The sequence below is a fragment of the Qipengyuania citrea genome, from assembly GCF_009828015.1.
In the GTDB taxonomy this organism is placed as follows: Bacteria; Pseudomonadota; Alphaproteobacteria; order Sphingomonadales; family Sphingomonadaceae; genus Qipengyuania; species Qipengyuania citrea.
The window spans coordinates 657,127-671,668 of record NZ_WTYG01000001.1 but is presented as its reverse complement, the minus strand read 5'-3'; the positions used below and the strand labels follow the sequence as shown (position 1 = coordinate 671,668).

The following is a 14,542-nucleotide window of genomic DNA, read 5'->3' as shown; positions in this document are numbered from 1 at the left end:
TCAGTTCTCGGGGACCGAGAAGCTCCCGGTTACGCGGCCGCCCGACTGGCCTTCGCCCGTAACCGAGGACGAGCCGCTGGCGCGGCCGTCGACGCTTGACACGCCGGAGGCCAGATCGATCACCAGCCGTCCCCCGTTGAGCGTATCGTCCCCGCGGTTGAGCCGGACATTGCCGGCCATGGTGATGATCCGGCGGTTGAAGTCGTAGACCGCGGTATCGCCGCGCGCGCGTTCGTTGCCGCGCGATACGGTCACCCCGCCGGTCGCCATGATCCGCTGGATGCTGAGGCTGCCCGCGTCCGAGTAGCTGACGATCGTGCGCGCTGCGGACAAGCCGAGCCCGGCCTGCGTGATCTGGACATTGCCCGACAGGACGACGCGGTTTTCCCGGTCCTGCAATTCGATCCGGTCGGCGGCATAGGAAACCGGCGCGTTCGAATTGTGCGAGGCGATCGCCTGCGCCGACAGCTGGATGCCGGCGAAACCTGCGGCGGTGACGGCAAACGATCCGATGCCCCAGCGGGCGATGGTGGAGAGCAGGGGCTTCATCAGGGCATCCTCAGCTTGCCGGGCTCCATGCGCAGCCGCGCATTGCCCGTCAGGGTAACGGTGCGCGCCGACAGATCGGCGGTCAAGCGATCGGCGCTGAACGTCCCGGCGGGAATCGCGCCTTCGACGCCCCCCGCACCGACGAGTTGCTTGGTTTCGAGATCGACCGAGACATCGCGCGCCATCATGCGGTAGCCATCCGCCGCGATCATCCGCATCGGCCCGGTCACCGCCACGGTGTCTTCGTCGATATCATAGAGCCCGGCCTGCGCGCTCAGGCGCGCGGGACCTTCCTCGAGCAGCAACCGCGCGACGAGATCGTTCATCCTGACGATACCCTCCGCGCTCGAGCGCTGGACCGCTTCGCCGGCAGTCAGCGAAAAGGGCCGGCCCTGGTTGTCGGCGCCGCGGTAAAGCGCGTTATCGACGCGCAGCCGGTCCTCGATCACCGCGACCTTGTTCCGGTCGAGCAGGAAGCTGATCTCGCCGCGCGGGCTGAGCGGGGTGATCACCATCAGTGCGGCGAGTACGCCGACGCCCATCGGCAACACGCGGGCCAGCACGGCGACCAGCCGGTCGTGCGAGCCGCCGGGCTCGGCCCAGAGGCGGCGTTCGCCGCGGCGCTCCTTCGCCTCCTGGGTTTCGATCCTGCGCTGCCGCAATGCCATGTGTCCCGCCTACCCGCGTGATCCTTACATGTGGCTGAAAATATCGTGATCCGCCCAGCCGGCGACATCGAGCCGCGCGCGGGTGGGGAGAAAATCGAAACAGGCCTGCGCCATTTCGGTGCGGCCTTCGCGCGCCAGCCGGCGGTCCAGCTCTTCCTTCATGCGGTGCAGGTAGCGCACGTCGCTCGCGGCATAGTCGCGCTGCGCGTCGTTGAGGTCGGGGCCGCCCCAGTCGCTCGACTGCTGTGCCTTGGAAATGCTTTCGCCGAGCAGTTCCTCGACCAGCATCTTGAGCCCGTGGCGATCGGTATAGGTGCGGACCAGCTTGCTGGCGATTTTGGTGCAATAGCAGGGCGTCGCTTCCACCCCGAGGTAATATTCGATCGCGGCGAGGTCGAAGCGCGCGAAATGGAACAGCTTGAGCCGTGCGGGATCGGCCAGCACCGCCTTGAGATTGGGCGCATCGTAATCGCTGTCGGGCGCAAAGCGGACAAGGTGCTCGTCGCCCTTGCCGTCGCTGATCTGGACGACGCACAGCCGGTCGCGGATCGTGACGAGACCCATGGTTTCGGTATCGACGGCCACGGGGCCATCGGCGAGGACGCCTGCGGGGAGGTCTTCTTCGTGGAAATGCACTGCCATGGCCGAGGCCTTAGGCGCATCGGGGATTGCTGGGAAGGGGGTGCTGGCGCGCGCCTGCGCAGCGGCCTACTCCTGCTGCCATGGCAAGCGATGCGATCCCCGAAAGCTGGCGGCCCGTACTCGAACCCGCGCTCGCGGCGCCCGAGGTCCGGCGGCTGGGCGGTTTCCTGGTGGCCGAGGAAGCTACGGGCAAGCCGGTCTATCCGCCGCAGGGGTGCCGGCTGAAGGCGCTCGAGCTCACCCCGCTCGACAGCGTCAAGGTGGTGATCCTGGGGCAGGACCCCTACCACGGGCCGGGGCAGGCGATGGGGCTGTCCTTTGCGGTTCCCGAAGGCGTGAAGGTCCCGCCGAGCCTGGCGAACATCTATAAGGAGCTGGAAGCCGATCTGGGCATCGCGCGCCCCGCGCATGGCGATCTGAGCGCCTGGGCGCGCCGCGGCGTGCTGCTGCTCAACAATACGCTGACGGTCGAAGGCGGCAAGGCCGCCAGCCATGCCGGGCGCGGCTGGGAAACGGTCACCGACGCCTGCGTCGCTGCAGTGGCGGCGCGCGCGGAGCCCAGCGTGTTCATCCTCTGGGGGAGCCATGCGCAGGCCAAGGCGAAACGCATCGCAGGACTGCGTGCCGGGCAGCACTGCGTGATCGAAAGCCCGCATCCCAGCCCGCTCTCGGCCTATCGCGGGTTCTTCGGTTCGCGCCCCTTCAGCCGCGCGAACGCATTCCTGACAGAGCATGGCCGCGCCCCGGTCGACTGGCAGGTTTAGCTGCCCCAAGAGGGAGCCGCTTGCCATAGGCCGGCGCGTATAGGACAGTCGCGCTCCACTCTGGGAGTACGAGCGATGAAGGCGGTTTTCCGGGCAGGCGCGGCACTCGCGGCTTTGGGCATGGCGGTTCCGGGCGCCGCAGATGCGCAGGATGTACCGCCGGTTGGCGCCGAGGCGCTCGATCCGGCGAAGGCCGCCGCCCTGGGTGAGGCGATGCGCGCTGCCGAACTGTGGATCGACGGGCAGCGGCGGTATCGCAGGATTCCCGCAATCTCGGCCGCGCTGGTGCGGGGCGATACCACCGCCTGGGCGAAGGGCTTCGGCACCACCGACCGTGCGGGCCGGATCCCGGCGACGCCCGATACGATCTATTCGATCTGTTCGATTTCCAAGCTGTTCACTGCCGTTGCGCTGATGCAGCAGTGGGAACGCGGCACGGTCGCTCTCGACGCGCCGATCGAACGCTATCTTCCCTGGGCCCGGCTGGCCGACGACCCGCGGGACAGCGTGCCGATCACGCTGCGCGGCCTGCTGACGCATTCGGCCGGCCTGCCGCGCGAAGCCGACTTCCCCTATTGGACCGGGCCCGACTTCGCCTTCCCTTCCCAAGCGCAGGTCCGCGTGGCGATTCGGGAGCAGACGCCGCTCTATCCCGCATCGACCACCTGGCAATATTCGAACCTCGGGCTCACGCTGGTGGGCGAAACCGTCGAGGCGGTCAGCGGCACGCCCTATGCCGAGTATGTCGACGCCAATATCCTCGGCCCGCTGGGACTGGACGATACGCGTGCCGGCATTCCTGCGCAGCTCTATGGCCAGCAGATGGCCGTCGGCTGGGGCGCGCTCGAAGCCGACGGCACGCGGCCCGAGGTCGGCCTGTTCGATCCGGCGGGGATCACGCCTGCGGCGGGCTTCACCGCCAGCGTGGCCGATCTCGCCAAATTCGCCAGCTGGACCTTCCGATTGGCGAGCAGCGGCGAGGAAGAGGTGCTGCGCCCCTCGACCCTGCGCGAGATGCAGCGCGTCCATTATATCTCGCCCGATTGGGAAACGAGCTGGGGCCTCGGCTTCTCCGTCCGGCAGGAAGGCGGCACCACGGTCGTTGGCCATGGCGGCGCGTGCCCGGGTTATCGCAGCGTGCTGATGCTGGCGCCGGCGGAAGGCATGGGCGTGGCCGTGGCGATGAATGCGATGGATGATCCCGGCGGCATCGCCCGCGGGATTGCCGCGCTGGTCAAGGCCCGGGGCGAAGCGGCGCCGTTCGACCCCGTCGCGGGGGTCGATCTGGCAGATTATGCCGGCGTGTATAGCGGCCAGCCGTGGGATTCGGATTTCATGCTGATTCCCTGGGCCGGCGGGCTGACCTGGCTCGATCCCGATGCGGTCGAGCCTGCCCGCGCGCTATGGCGCCTGAAACCGCTGGGCGGTGACCGCTTCCGCGTGGTGACCGACAAGGGGGCCGAACGCGAGGCGGTGACTTTCGAACGCGATGAAGCCGGGCAGGTCCGCGCGATCCGCCGGCACGCGAACCTTTCCCCCCGGCTGCGCGGCCTCTAGCTCAGAAGATCGAATAGCCGCCGTCGATCACCACCGAATCGCCGGTGTGGAACTTGCTCGCATCGCTGGCGAAATACACGGCCATGCCGGCGAAATCCTCGCCCTCGCCCCAACGCCGCATCGGCACACGGCCAATCGCCTTGTCGTTGAACGCATCCCAGTTCTGCAACCGCTCGGTCATTTCGGTGGCGATCCAGCCGGGCAGGATCGCATTGGCGCGGATGCCGTGGCGCGCCAGTTCCACCGCGGTACCGCGGACCATCGCCAGTACGCCTGCCTTGGTCGCGGCATAGGCCTGGTTCTGCGGCGCGCCATGGATCGCCGACACGCTCGATGTCACCAGCAGCGAACCGCCCTTGTCGCCGCTCTCCGCGCGCGCGACCATGTGCTTGCTCGCCTCGCGGAAGGTCCAGAACACCGCATCGAGATTGACCGCGGTGACCTTGCGCCACTGCTCGGTCGTCTGTTCGATCAGCGGCGCGCCGCCGCCCACGCCGGCATTGGCGATGCAGCTGTCGATCCGGCCTAGGCGCGACAGGCTTTCGGCCATCGCATCGACCACCGCCTGTTCATCGGCAACATCGACCTCCAGCGCCTCCACGCGCGTACCATGCGCTTTGAGCCGTTCGAGCGCGGCGGCGTTCTTGTCCGCATTGCGCCCCCAGATCGCGACGTCGGCGCCGGCTGCCGCAAGCCCTTCGGCCATGCCCAGGCCGATACCGCCATTGCCGCCGGTGACCACTGCTGCCTTGCCGGTCAGATCGAAGGGTTTGAAAGCCATATTCGCGTCTCCTCTCGCTCGGCGCGCAGTGAAGGGCAGCGGGCGAAAGATTGCAAGATGCAACTTGTTCGCTAGGCTGGCAGGATGACCGACCTCATCCTGACCGAGATCGCCGGCGGCATCGCCACCGTCACGCTCAACCGCCCCGAAGCGATGAATGCCCTGTCGAAAGCGCTGCGCCATCGTCTCTACGAGGTGATGACCGCGCTGGATGCCGATGACGGTGTGCGGGCAGTGGTCCTCACCGGCGCGGGGACGCGGGCGTTTACTGCCGGGCTCGATCTCAAGGAACTGGGATCGCAGGAAGGCGCATTGGGCGCAGCCAATGCCGAGGGGGCGGACGAAAACCCGGTCAAGGCGATCGAAAACTGCCGCAAGCCGGTGATCGGCGCGATCAATGGCGTGGCGATCACCGGTGGGTTCGAAGTCGCGCTCGCCTGCGACGTGCTGATTGCCAGCAGCAACGCGCGCTTTGCCGATACGCATGCGCGGGTCGGCGTGGTGCCGGGCTGGGGGCTGTCGCAGAAACTCAGCCGGATGATCGGCATCAGCCGCGCCAAGGAGCTCAGCTTTACCGGCAATTTCCTCGATGCCGCCACGGCCGAACGCTGGGGGCTCGTCAACCGCGTGGTCGCGCCGGAGTCGCTGCTCGCGGAGGCGCGCCGCCTGGCCGCCGACATGGCAAGCGTCGACCCCGCCTTCCTTGCCGGATACAAGCGGCTGATCGACGAAGGCTATGCCGCCAGTTTCGGCGAGGGGCTGGCGATCGAACACCGGCAGTCCTCGGCCGCCAACAGCGCCGTGCGCCCCGCCGAGCTCGAAGCCCGCCGCACCGCCGTCCAGGCGCGCGGCCGCACGCAGGGATAGCCGCGCGAGGCAGCTACCCCGCGATTGGTTAGCGCGGCAGTTCGGTTGCGCCCATCAGGGCGAGGTCGACGGCGCGGGCGCATTGCCGGCCTTCGCGGATCGCCCATACCACCAGGCTCTGCCCGCGCCGCATGTCGCCGCAGGAGAACACATTGGCTTCGCTGGTGAGATACCAGTCGGTGTCCGCCGCGACATTGCCGCGCCCGTCCAGATCGACTCCCGCCCGGTCGAGCAGGCCACGCCGCTTGGGGCCGGTAAAGCCCATGGCGAGCAGGATCAGGTCGGCCTTGAGCGTGAACGTGCTGTCGGCCACTTCCTGCATGCGGCCGTCTTTCCATTCGACCCGCACGCACTCGAGCCCTGAAACGACGCCGTTTTCCTCGATCACGCGCTTGGTCAGCACCGCCCAGTCGCGGTCGACGCCTTCCTCGTGGCTCGACGAGGTGCGCAGCTTGAGCGGCCAGTCGGGCCAGGTCAGCGCCTTGTCTTCCTTTTCGGGCGGCTTGGGCATGATCTCGAGCTGGGTGACGCTGGCTGCGCCCTGCCGGTTGCTGGTGCCCACGCAGTCGCTGCCCGTGTCACCGCCGCCGATCACGATGACATGCTTGCCCGTTGCGGTCAGGCTGCCACGCGGCGCGGCGCGGACTTCGTCGTCGCCCGCGTTGCGCTTGTTCTGCTGGGTCAGGAATTCCATTGCCAGCCGCACGCCGTCGAGTTCGGAACCCGGGATGTCGAGCATACGGGCTTCTTCCGAACCGCCCGCAAGCACCACCGCGTCGAAATTCTCCTTCAGCGCCTGGAAGCTCACTTCGACCCCGACTTCGCTCGAAGTGCGGAACTGGACGCCTTCGGCCTCCATCTGCACCGCGCGTCGGTTGATCAGGTGCTTTTCCATCTTGAAGTCGGGAATGCCGTAGCGCAGCAATCCGCCGATCCGGTCGCTCTTCTCGAACACGGTGACTGCATGGCCCGCGCGGGCCAGCTGCTGTGCGCAGGCCAGGCCGGCAGGCCCGCTGCCGATCACCGCGACCGACTTGCCGGTGCGCTGTTCGGGCAGCTGCGGCTTGACCCAGCCTTCGTCGAAGCCGCGGTCGATGATCGCGCATTCGATGCTTTTGATCGTTACCGGCGAATCGACGATATTGAGCGTGCAGGCCGCTTCGCACGGGGCGGGGCAGACCCGGCCGGTAAACTCGGGGAAATTGTTGGTCGAATGGAGGACGTCGAGCGCGTTCTTCCAGTCGTCTTCATAGACGAGGTGGTTCCAGTCCGGGATGATGTTGTTCACCGGACAGCCGTTGTGGCAATAGGGAATGCCGCAGTTCATGCAGCGCGCCGCCTGCCGGCGCAGCTGCTCCTCGCTCAGCGGGACCACGAATTCCTTGTAATGCGTCAGCCGTTCTTCGGGATCGCGATAGGTGCGATCCTCGCGCTCGTATTCGAGAAAGCCGGTTTCCTTGCCCATGACCCTTACTCCGCCGCTTCCATCGCGGCCTGTTCGCGTTCGTCCTCGAGGGCCTTGAGCGCGCGCTGGTAGTCGCGCGGCATGACCTTGCGGAAATTGCCCAGTTCGGCGCTCCAATTGTCGAGCAGCTTCTTGGCCTTGGCCGAGCCGGTATGCAGGTGGTGGCGCTCGACCAGGATCTTGAGCCGTTCGGCATCGTGGTAGAGCGGATCGCCCATCCCGGCGTTCTCGACCGTGACGGGCCGCTGCTGCGGGGCACCCCAGCTCTTGTCGGCGCCTTCGCCATCGCCCGACCGGACATCGAGCACCTCGACCTGCGCCGGGTTGCACAGATCCTCGAACCGGCGCTCGGGGTCGTAGACATAGGCGATCCCGCCGCTCATCCCGGCGGCGAAATTGCGCCCCGTGGCGCCCAGCACGCAGACGACGCCGCCCGTCATGTATTCGCAGCCATGGTCGCCCGTGCCCTCGACCACTGCGACCGCGCCCGAATTGCGCACTGCGAAGCGTTCGCCCGCGACACCTTCGAAATAGGCTTCGCCCGCGATCGCGCCGTAGAGCACGGTGTTGCCGACGATGATGTTGTCACCCGGTGCGCGCGGCGCCTTTTCGGGCTGGCGGACGATGATCCGTCCGCCCGACAGGCCCTTGCCGACATAGTCGTTGGCATCGCCCGTCAGGCTGATGGTGACGCCATGCGCGAGCCAGGCCCCGAAGCTCTGGCCGGCCACGCCGGTGAAGTCGATCCGGATCGTGTCCGCGGGAAGCCCGGCATGGCCGTGCGCCTCGGCGATCCGGCCCGACAGCATCGCGCCGACCGTGCGGTTCACATTGCGGATCGGGCGGGTGAGCTGCACTGCCTGCCCGCTTTCGATCGCGGGCTTGCAGGCTTCGATAAGTTCGACATCCAGCGCCGCCGCCAGGCCGTGGTCCTGCCGCTCGGTCTGGAACAGCTCGCGCCCCTCCTCGAGCGGAACCGCGTGGAGGACGCGCTTGAGATCGACGCCGTGCGCCTTCCAGTGGCGTTCCACCCGGCGCATGTCGAGACGGTCGACGCGGCCGATCATTTCCTCGACCGTGCGGAAGCCCATCTCGGCCATGATCGCGCGCAATTCCTCGGCGACGAAGAAGAAGTAGTTGATGACGTGCTCGGGCGTGCCGGTGAAGCGCTTGCGCAGCTCGGGGTCCTGCGTGGCGACCCCGACCGGACAGGTGTTGAGATGGCACTTGCGCATCATGATGCAGCCCGCCGCGATCAGCGGAGCGGTGGCGAAGCCGAACTCGTCCGCGCCGAGCAGCGCGCCGATCGCGACATCGCGCCCGGTCCGCAGCCCGCCGTCGACCTGCACCGCGATCCGGCTGCGCAGATCGTTGAGCAGCAGCGTCTGCTGCGTTTCGGCGAGGCCGATTTCCCATGGGCTTCCGGCATGTGTCAGGCTGGTCAGCGGGCTGGCGCCCGTGCCGCCGTCATAGCCCGAAATGGTGACATGGTCGGCCTTGGACTTCGACACCCCCGCGGCAACCGTGCCGACCCCCACTTCGGACACCAGCTTGACCGAAATGCGCGCTTCGGGCTGGACGTTCTTCAGGTCGTGGATCAGCTGCGCCAGATCCTCGATCGAATAGATGTCGTGATGCGGCGGGGGCGAAATCAGCCCGACGCCGGGCGTCGCATGGCGCACCGCGCCGATCCGCTTGTCGACCTTGTGGCCGGGCAGCTGGCCGCCTTCGCCGGGCTTTGCGCCCTGGGCCATCTTGATCTGGATATCGTCCGAATTGACGAGATATTCGGTGGTCACCCCGAAACGGCCGCTGGCGACCTGCTTGATCCGGCTGCGCATCGAATCGCCATTGTCGAGCGGCAGGAACCGTTCGGGCTCCTCGCCGCCTTCGCCGGTATTCGAACGGCCACCGAGGCGGTTCATTGCGATCGCCAGCGTCGAATGCGCTTCGTGGCTGATCGAGCCGAAACTCATCGCGCCGGTGCTGAACCGCTTGACGATCTCGGCGGCGGGTTCGACCTCGTCGAGCGACAACGGCTGTTCGGCCGGGGTCAGTTCCATCAGCCCGCGAATGGTCAGCAGGCGTTCGCTCTGTTCGTTGATCGAACGCGCGAATTCCTCGTAATTCTTCGCGTCGTTGCCGCGCACGGCATGCTGCAATTGCGCGACCGATTGCGGGGTCCAGGCATGCGCTTCGCCGCGCAGGCGGTACTGGTAGATCCCGCCGACATCGAGCATGCCCTTGTACAGCGGATTGTCGCCATAGGCCTGCGCGTGGCGCTGCACCGCTTCCTCGGCCACCTCGGCGAGGCCGATGCCTTCGATGGTGGTCGCGGTGCCGGTGAAATAGGTATCGATGAACTCGGAATTGAGCCCGACGGCGTCGAAGATCTGGGCGCCGCAATAGGACTGGTAGGTCGAGATGCCCATCTTGGACATGACCTTGAGAATGCCCTTGCCGACTGCCTTGACGTAGTTCTGGCGCACGTCGGCCGGGTCGCGGTCGGGGAAGCGGCGGGCGCGCAGGTCCTCGAGCGTCTCGAACGCGACATAGGGGTTGATCCCCTCGGCGCCGTAGCCCGCCAGCGCGCAGAAATGATGCACCTCGCGCGCTTCGCCGGTTTCGATGACGAGGCCGGTCTGCATCCGCAGGCCCTGGCGGACCAGCTGGTGATGCACGGCGGCGGTCGCCAGCAGCGCGGGCATGGGAATGCGGTCCGGGCCCTGCCCGCGATCGGACAGGATGAGGATGTTGGCATCGCCCAGCACCGCTTCGGTTGCCGCCCAGCACATTTCCTTGAGCGCCATGGCAAGCCCGTCGGCCCCGGTGCTGGTGTCCCAGGTGATGTCGATGGTGGCGGTGCGGAATGCCCCGTCGAGCGCGACTTCGACCGAACGGATCTTGGCCAGGCCTTCATTGGTGAGGATCGGCTGGCTGACTTCGAGCCGCTTATGCGTACCGGCATCGCGGCCCAGCAGGTTGGGCCGCGGACCGATCATCGACAGCAGGCTCATCACCAGTTCTTCGCGGATCGGATCGATCGGCGGATTGGTCACCTGGGCGAAGTTCTGCTTGAAGTAATCGTACAGCAGCCGGCTGCGGTCGGACAGCACCGCGATGGGGGTATCGGTGCCCATCGATCCGATCGGGTCTTCGCTGCCGCGGGCCATCGGCTCGAGGAAGCGGGACACGTCTTCTTGCGTGTAGCCGAACGCCTGCTGGCGTTCGAGCAGGCTGGTGGCCGTGGTCGGGATCTCGCTCAGATCGGGCTCGATATGGTCGAGGTCCTTGAGTTTGTACTGCGCCGCTTTGAGCCATTGCTCATAGGGCTGCGCATTGGCGAGCTCGGTCTTGAGCTCCTCGTCTTCGACGATGCGGCCCTGTTCGAGGTCGATCAGCAGCATGCGGCCCGGCTGGAGCCGCCATTTGCGCGTGATATCGGCATCGTCGAACGGCAGCACGCCGCTTTCCGACGCCAGCACGACGAGATCGTCCTTGGTGGTGCACCAGCGCGCCGGGCGCAGGCCGTTGCGGTCGAGACAGGCGCCGATCTGGCGCCCGTCGGTAAAGCAGACCGCCGCCGGGCCGTCCCACGGTTCCATCAGCGCCGCGTGATATTCGTAGAATGCGCGGCGCGCCGGGTCCATCAGCGCGTTCTTCGCCCAGGCTTCGGGCATCAGCATCATCATCGCATGCGCGAGGCTGTAACCGCCCGTCACGAGCAGTTCGAGCGCGTTGTCGAGGCAGGCGGTGTCCGACTGGCCATGCGGGATCAGCGGCCACATCTTGTCGAGGTCCGAGCCGAGCAGCTCGCTTTCCATCGTCCGGCGGCGCGCTTCCATCCAGTTCACATTGCCGCGAACCGTGTTGATTTCCCCATTGTGCGCCATGAAGCGATAGGGGTGCGCCAGCCGCCAGCTGGGGAAGGTGTTGGTGCTGAAACGCTGGTGGACGAGGCCGAGCGCCGATACGCAATCGGGATCGCGCAGGTCGTCGTAGAAGCTGCCCACCTGGTTCGCCAGCAGCAGCCCCTTGTAGACTACGGTGCGGCTCGAGAAGCTCGGGATGTAGGCAGTGGTCAGGCCCGGAAGGTCGTATTTGCCCTCGAGCGCAGCCAGTGGATTGAGCGTCTGCTTGCGAATCACCACCAGCTTGCGTTCGAACGCGTCGCCGTCGGGGCAGTTTTCGCCGCGCGCGATGATGCACTGGCGGATGACGGGCATCGAATTGATCACGGCCTTGCCGAGACCGTCGAGCGTGGTGGGGACGTCGCGCCAGCCGACCACGCGCTGGCCTTCCTTCTCGGCGAACCGCTCGAGCTGTTTCTCGACGAAATCGCGCGCCTCGTCCTGCGCGGGGAGGAAGCACATCGCCACCGCATAATCGCCTGCCTGCGGCAGGTAATGGCCGTGCTCGTCCGCCCATTTGCGGAACAGCGGGTCGGGCACCTGCAGCAGGATCCCAGCGCCGTCACCCAGCAGCGGATCGGCGCCCACCGCCCCGCGGTGGTCGAGATTGGCGAGGATTTCGAGCGCCTGGGTAACGATGTCATGGCTCTTCGCGCCCTTGATATGCGCGACCATGCCGACGCCGCAGGCGTCGTGTTCGTTACGCGGATCGTAAAGACCCGTGGCGGCTTGGGGCGGCGTGCGTCCCATGGGCGAAGCGTCCTTCTTCGGGCCCGCCGACCGGCCTCGCAGCGATGGCGGGGCGGCCGGGAGCATGGTCTGGCAGTGCCGCTGGCGACACCTGCAAAATTGCGCGAAGAAGCTTCATGCCGACAGCATCGAAATTTTGCAACTGCGAGACGCGTAGCAAAATTTCAGCCGTCGCAAGAATTACGCTGTATTGCGGGATTCCGTAACGGAAGGCCCCGGGTCAGCCCGTAGGGTTCAGTCGGGCTTCCCGATCCGGGTAAGCTTGTCGAGCGCGCGGCGCAGTTCGGCCTGCGGATCCTCTTGCTCCGGTTCGCCTTGAGCCACGTGGTGCTGTCCAGCTTCGCGCCCGGTTTCGCGCTGGAGGAATGCAACCACCGAATCGGCCGGCGCCCCGGCATCCTCATCGCCGGCCTTGCAGGCTGCCAGCGCGTCACCCAAGCGCTGGGTCAGTTCCTCGAGCGAGAGTTCGCTGAGCGAGGCCGGGGGGATCGATGGGTCCGCCGATTGCCAATCGCCTTCTCCGGCCATCCCGAAACCAGTTTCATCCGTCGCTTGGCGGGCGATGGGATAGTGATCCTCCTCCTCCTCCTCCGGGTCGGCAGGCGCGGTGATCGAAGGTTCGGGCGCGGAGGGCGGCAACTCGACCGGTTCTTCCGGATGGTCCAGCGGATCGTGTTCCGTCACGGTCCAGGCGTCATCGTCGCCGTCGCCGGATAGCGGGTCGGCCCATAGCTCGGTGGAGAACGGGTCTTGACCAGCCGGTTCGATATTCTCGAATTCGGCGTCCTGCGGCGCCGTTTCGACAGGATCGATCGCGAGCGGCGGAATGGCAGTCGGATCGCGGAAGGGAGCAATGCCTTCCTCGGCCAGATCCTCGCGCGGGTTGAACAGCCGCCGCGGCGCAGGTGCCGCTGCCGGCTCGGGCGGCGCGTGCGGAACGGGTGCGGCAGGCTCATCCACATCGCCCAGCCAGATCTTCGTTTCGGGCTCGGATTCGCTCGGGGCGTCTTCGACGGGATCATCTTCGCCATAGCTTGCATCAGTGAGCGCGGCGATGCGCCCCGCGATCGCCAGGCCGAGAAGCAGGCCGAGCAAGGCAGCGAGGGCCGATAGCGCCATCCGCAAGAGAGCGGGATCGGTCAGCACCGTGTCGAGCGCCAGCCGTTCGCCCAGTGACAGATGCACGGCAGCCGGCATGACGAAGAGGCCGAGACCCAGCAACAGCGCGAACCACGCGCCTACCGCCCATTTGAAAAGCGGATGGCTGCTGATCGGGGCAGGGTGATTCGCTGCGCTCATGGGATCCCGTTATAGACTAGGCAGGCGGTTATGCGGCTGCGGAAGAATCGGTTGCTAGCAGCTTTTGGTAAATATGCTGATAACCTTCGATATTCCGCGCCCAGTCGTGGTGGCGGGCAACATGCTCCCGCCCCGCGCGGCGCATATCGGGCCACTTGTCGCGGGAATCGATGAACGCGGCCAGCGCGCCCGCGATCGCGGGCGGATCGCCGGGCGGGAACAACAGACCGGTGGTTCCAGCTTCGATCAGTTCGCGGTGGCCCCCGACATCGCTGGCCGCGACGATACGCTGCTGCGCCATCGCCTCGAGCGGTTTGAGCGGGGTGACCAGATCGGTCAGCCGAGAGCGTTTGCGCGGATAGGCGAGCACGTCGATCAGCGAATAATAGCGTTCAACCTCGGTATGCGGCACGCGTCCGGTGAAGACGATCGCGCCGGTCGCAGCCGAGGCCGCGGCCTGCGCGCGCAGCGCCGCATCCATCGGTCCGCCGCCCACCAGCAGCAGCTGGGCACCCGGGTGCCGCTCGCGCAGCGCGGGCAGCGCGGCGATCAGGTCATCGAGCCCCTCGTAATCGTAGAAGCTGCCGATAAAGCCGATCACCGGGCCTTCGCCGATACCGATTTCGCGCGCCAGCGCATCGTCGCGCGGGACGGGTTCGCCGAACAGCGACAGGTCGACACCGTTGGGCGACAGGGCGATCTTGCCTGCATCATGACCGCGCCCGACCAAGTCGGCACGCAGCCCTTCGCAGATCGTGAACACGGCTTCGGCCCCCACGACCACGCGGTTTTCGAGCGCACGCGTGAGGCGGTACTTGAGCGATCCTTCGCGGCCCATGCCATTGCCGACCGCGGCATCCTCCCAGAAAGCGCGGATTTCATAGACCAGTGGCAGGCCCAGCCGCCGCGCCGCGCGCAGGCCGGCCATTCCGCACAGCGCGGGCGAATGGGCATGCAGGATATCCGGCTGCCAGTCGTGGGCCACGCGTTCGATCTGCTTGCGCAAGGTCTCGATCTCGCGCCATTCGCGCAGGCCGGGTGCCCCCCCCGGCGCAGGCGCAGCCGGCAGGCGTTCGAAAGTCAGTCCGTCGATCGTTTCCCGGGGCGGACCTTCGGCCGAATGCCGCGCGCCGGTAATCGCGCGCACTTCCACCCCCGCTTTCTGCAGGCTGGTGAGGATCGCACGCGTGCGGAACGTATAGCCCGATTGCAGCGGCAGCGAATGGTCGAGGATGTGAAGCACGCGGGTCATCGGGGGCTGATGTGTCACATTACGCTTAACGGCGCGT

The 14,542-nt window shown here is 66.9% G+C and carries 11 protein-coding genes; 3 read left to right on the top strand and 8 right to left on the bottom strand.

Features of this window, described 5'->3' with window-relative positions; translation table 11 throughout:
* From GRI55_RS03050 to GRI55_RS03040, 3 genes are read right to left on the bottom strand one after another with little or no spacing between them, the layout of a single operon-like run.
* Positions 1-549, bottom strand: coding sequence for an LptA/OstA family protein (locus tag GRI55_RS03050; RefSeq protein WP_160766155.1), 549 nt, complete (start codon positions 547-549; stop codon positions 1-3).
* On the bottom strand, positions 549-1,217 hold the full coding sequence (gene lptC / locus GRI55_RS03045) for an LPS export ABC transporter periplasmic protein LptC (RefSeq protein ID WP_050601605.1): 669 nt from the start codon (positions 1,215-1,217) through the stop codon (positions 549-551). Before lptC ends, GRI55_RS03050 begins: the two co-directional genes overlap by 1 nt.
* A gap of 24 nt (positions 1,218-1,241) precedes the next feature.
* Positions 1,242-1,859: a ribonuclease D gene (locus GRI55_RS03040; protein WP_050601606.1), complete on the bottom strand. Its 618-nt coding sequence runs from the start codon at positions 1,857-1,859 to the stop codon at positions 1,242-1,244.
* An 80-nt stretch (positions 1,860-1,939) separates the two neighbouring features.
* Between GRI55_RS03040 and ung the strand changes: the two genes are divergently transcribed.
* On the top strand, positions 1,940-2,623 hold the full coding sequence (gene ung / locus GRI55_RS03035) for a uracil-DNA glycosylase (protein ID WP_160766154.1): 684 nt from the start codon (positions 1,940-1,942) through the stop codon (positions 2,621-2,623).
* 75 nt (positions 2,624-2,698) lie between these two features.
* Complete coding sequence (locus GRI55_RS03030) at positions 2,699-4,180, top strand: serine hydrolase domain-containing protein (protein ID WP_160766153.1); 1,482 nt, start codon at positions 2,699-2,701, stop codon at positions 4,178-4,180.
* A gap of 1 nt (position 4,181) precedes the next feature.
* On the opposite strand, the gene GRI55_RS03025 is transcribed toward GRI55_RS03030, so the two are convergent.
* Positions 4,182-4,961 carry an SDR family NAD(P)-dependent oxidoreductase gene (locus GRI55_RS03025; protein ID WP_160766152.1) on the bottom strand — a complete coding sequence of 260 codons (780 nt, stop codon included), beginning with the start codon at positions 4,959-4,961 and terminating at the stop codon, positions 4,182-4,184.
* An 84-nt stretch (positions 4,962-5,045) separates the two neighbouring features.
* Here GRI55_RS03025 and GRI55_RS03020 point away from each other — a divergent pair, with 84 nt between their 5' ends.
* Positions 5,046-5,828, top strand: a complete 783-nt coding sequence (locus tag GRI55_RS03020; protein ID WP_160766151.1) for an enoyl-CoA hydratase — start codon at positions 5,046-5,048, stop codon at positions 5,826-5,828.
* Between the two features lie 28 nt (positions 5,829-5,856).
* On the opposite strand, the gene GRI55_RS03015 is transcribed toward GRI55_RS03020, so the two are convergent.
* The 4 genes from GRI55_RS03015 to GRI55_RS03000 form a co-directional block, all read right to left on the bottom strand.
* Positions 5,857-7,293 (bottom strand): glutamate synthase subunit beta, encoded by a 1,437-nt coding sequence (locus GRI55_RS03015; RefSeq protein WP_050601611.1) that lies wholly within the window; start codon positions 7,291-7,293, stop codon positions 5,857-5,859.
* Positions 7,294-7,298: 5 nt separating this feature from the next.
* Positions 7,299-11,954 carry a glutamate synthase large subunit gene (gltB, locus tag GRI55_RS03010; RefSeq protein WP_160766150.1) on the bottom strand — a complete coding sequence of 1,552 codons (4,656 nt, stop codon included), beginning with the start codon at positions 11,952-11,954 and terminating at the stop codon, positions 7,299-7,301.
* A 234-nt stretch (positions 11,955-12,188) separates the two neighbouring features.
* Entirely contained in the window at positions 12,189-13,253 is a 1,065-nt protein-coding gene (locus tag GRI55_RS03005) for a hypothetical protein (RefSeq protein WP_160766149.1), read from the bottom strand.
* A gap of 28 nt (positions 13,254-13,281) precedes the next feature.
* Complete coding sequence (locus GRI55_RS03000) at positions 13,282-14,505, bottom strand: TIGR04063 family PEP-CTERM/XrtA system glycosyltransferase (RefSeq protein WP_160766460.1); 1,224 nt, start codon at positions 14,503-14,505, stop codon at positions 13,282-13,284.
* Positions 14,506-14,542: the final 37 nt, after the last annotated feature.

Coding starts and splice junctions, on each gene's coding strand:
- GRI55_RS03050 (WP_160766155.1), bottom strand. CDS start 549: ATGAAGCCCCTGCTCTCCACCATCGCCCGCTGGGGCATCGGATCGTTT.
- lptC (WP_050601605.1), bottom strand. CDS start 1,217: ATGGCATTGCGGCAGCGCAGGATCGAAACCCAGGAGGCGAAGGAGCGC.
- GRI55_RS03040 (WP_050601606.1), bottom strand. CDS start 1,859: ATGGCAGTGCATTTCCACGAAGAAGACCTCCCCGCAGGCGTCCTCGCC.
- ung (WP_160766154.1), top strand. CDS start 1,940: ATGGCAAGCGATGCGATCCCCGAAAGCTGGCGGCCCGTACTCGAACCC.
- GRI55_RS03030 (WP_160766153.1), top strand. CDS start 2,699: ATGAAGGCGGTTTTCCGGGCAGGCGCGGCACTCGCGGCTTTGGGCATG.
- GRI55_RS03025 (WP_160766152.1), bottom strand. CDS start 4,961: ATGGCTTTCAAACCCTTCGATCTGACCGGCAAGGCAGCAGTGGTCACC.
- GRI55_RS03020 (WP_160766151.1), top strand. CDS start 5,046: ATGACCGACCTCATCCTGACCGAGATCGCCGGCGGCATCGCCACCGTC.
- GRI55_RS03015 (WP_050601611.1), bottom strand. CDS start 7,293: ATGGGCAAGGAAACCGGCTTTCTCGAATACGAGCGCGAGGATCGCACC.
- gltB (WP_160766150.1), bottom strand. CDS start 11,954: ATGGGACGCACGCCGCCCCAAGCCGCCACGGGTCTTTACGATCCGCGT.
- GRI55_RS03005 (WP_160766149.1), bottom strand. CDS start 13,253: ATGAGCGCAGCGAATCACCCTGCCCCGATCAGCAGCCATCCGCTTTTC.
- GRI55_RS03000 (WP_160766460.1), bottom strand. CDS start 14,505: ATGACCCGCGTGCTTCACATCCTCGACCATTCGCTGCCGCTGCAATCG.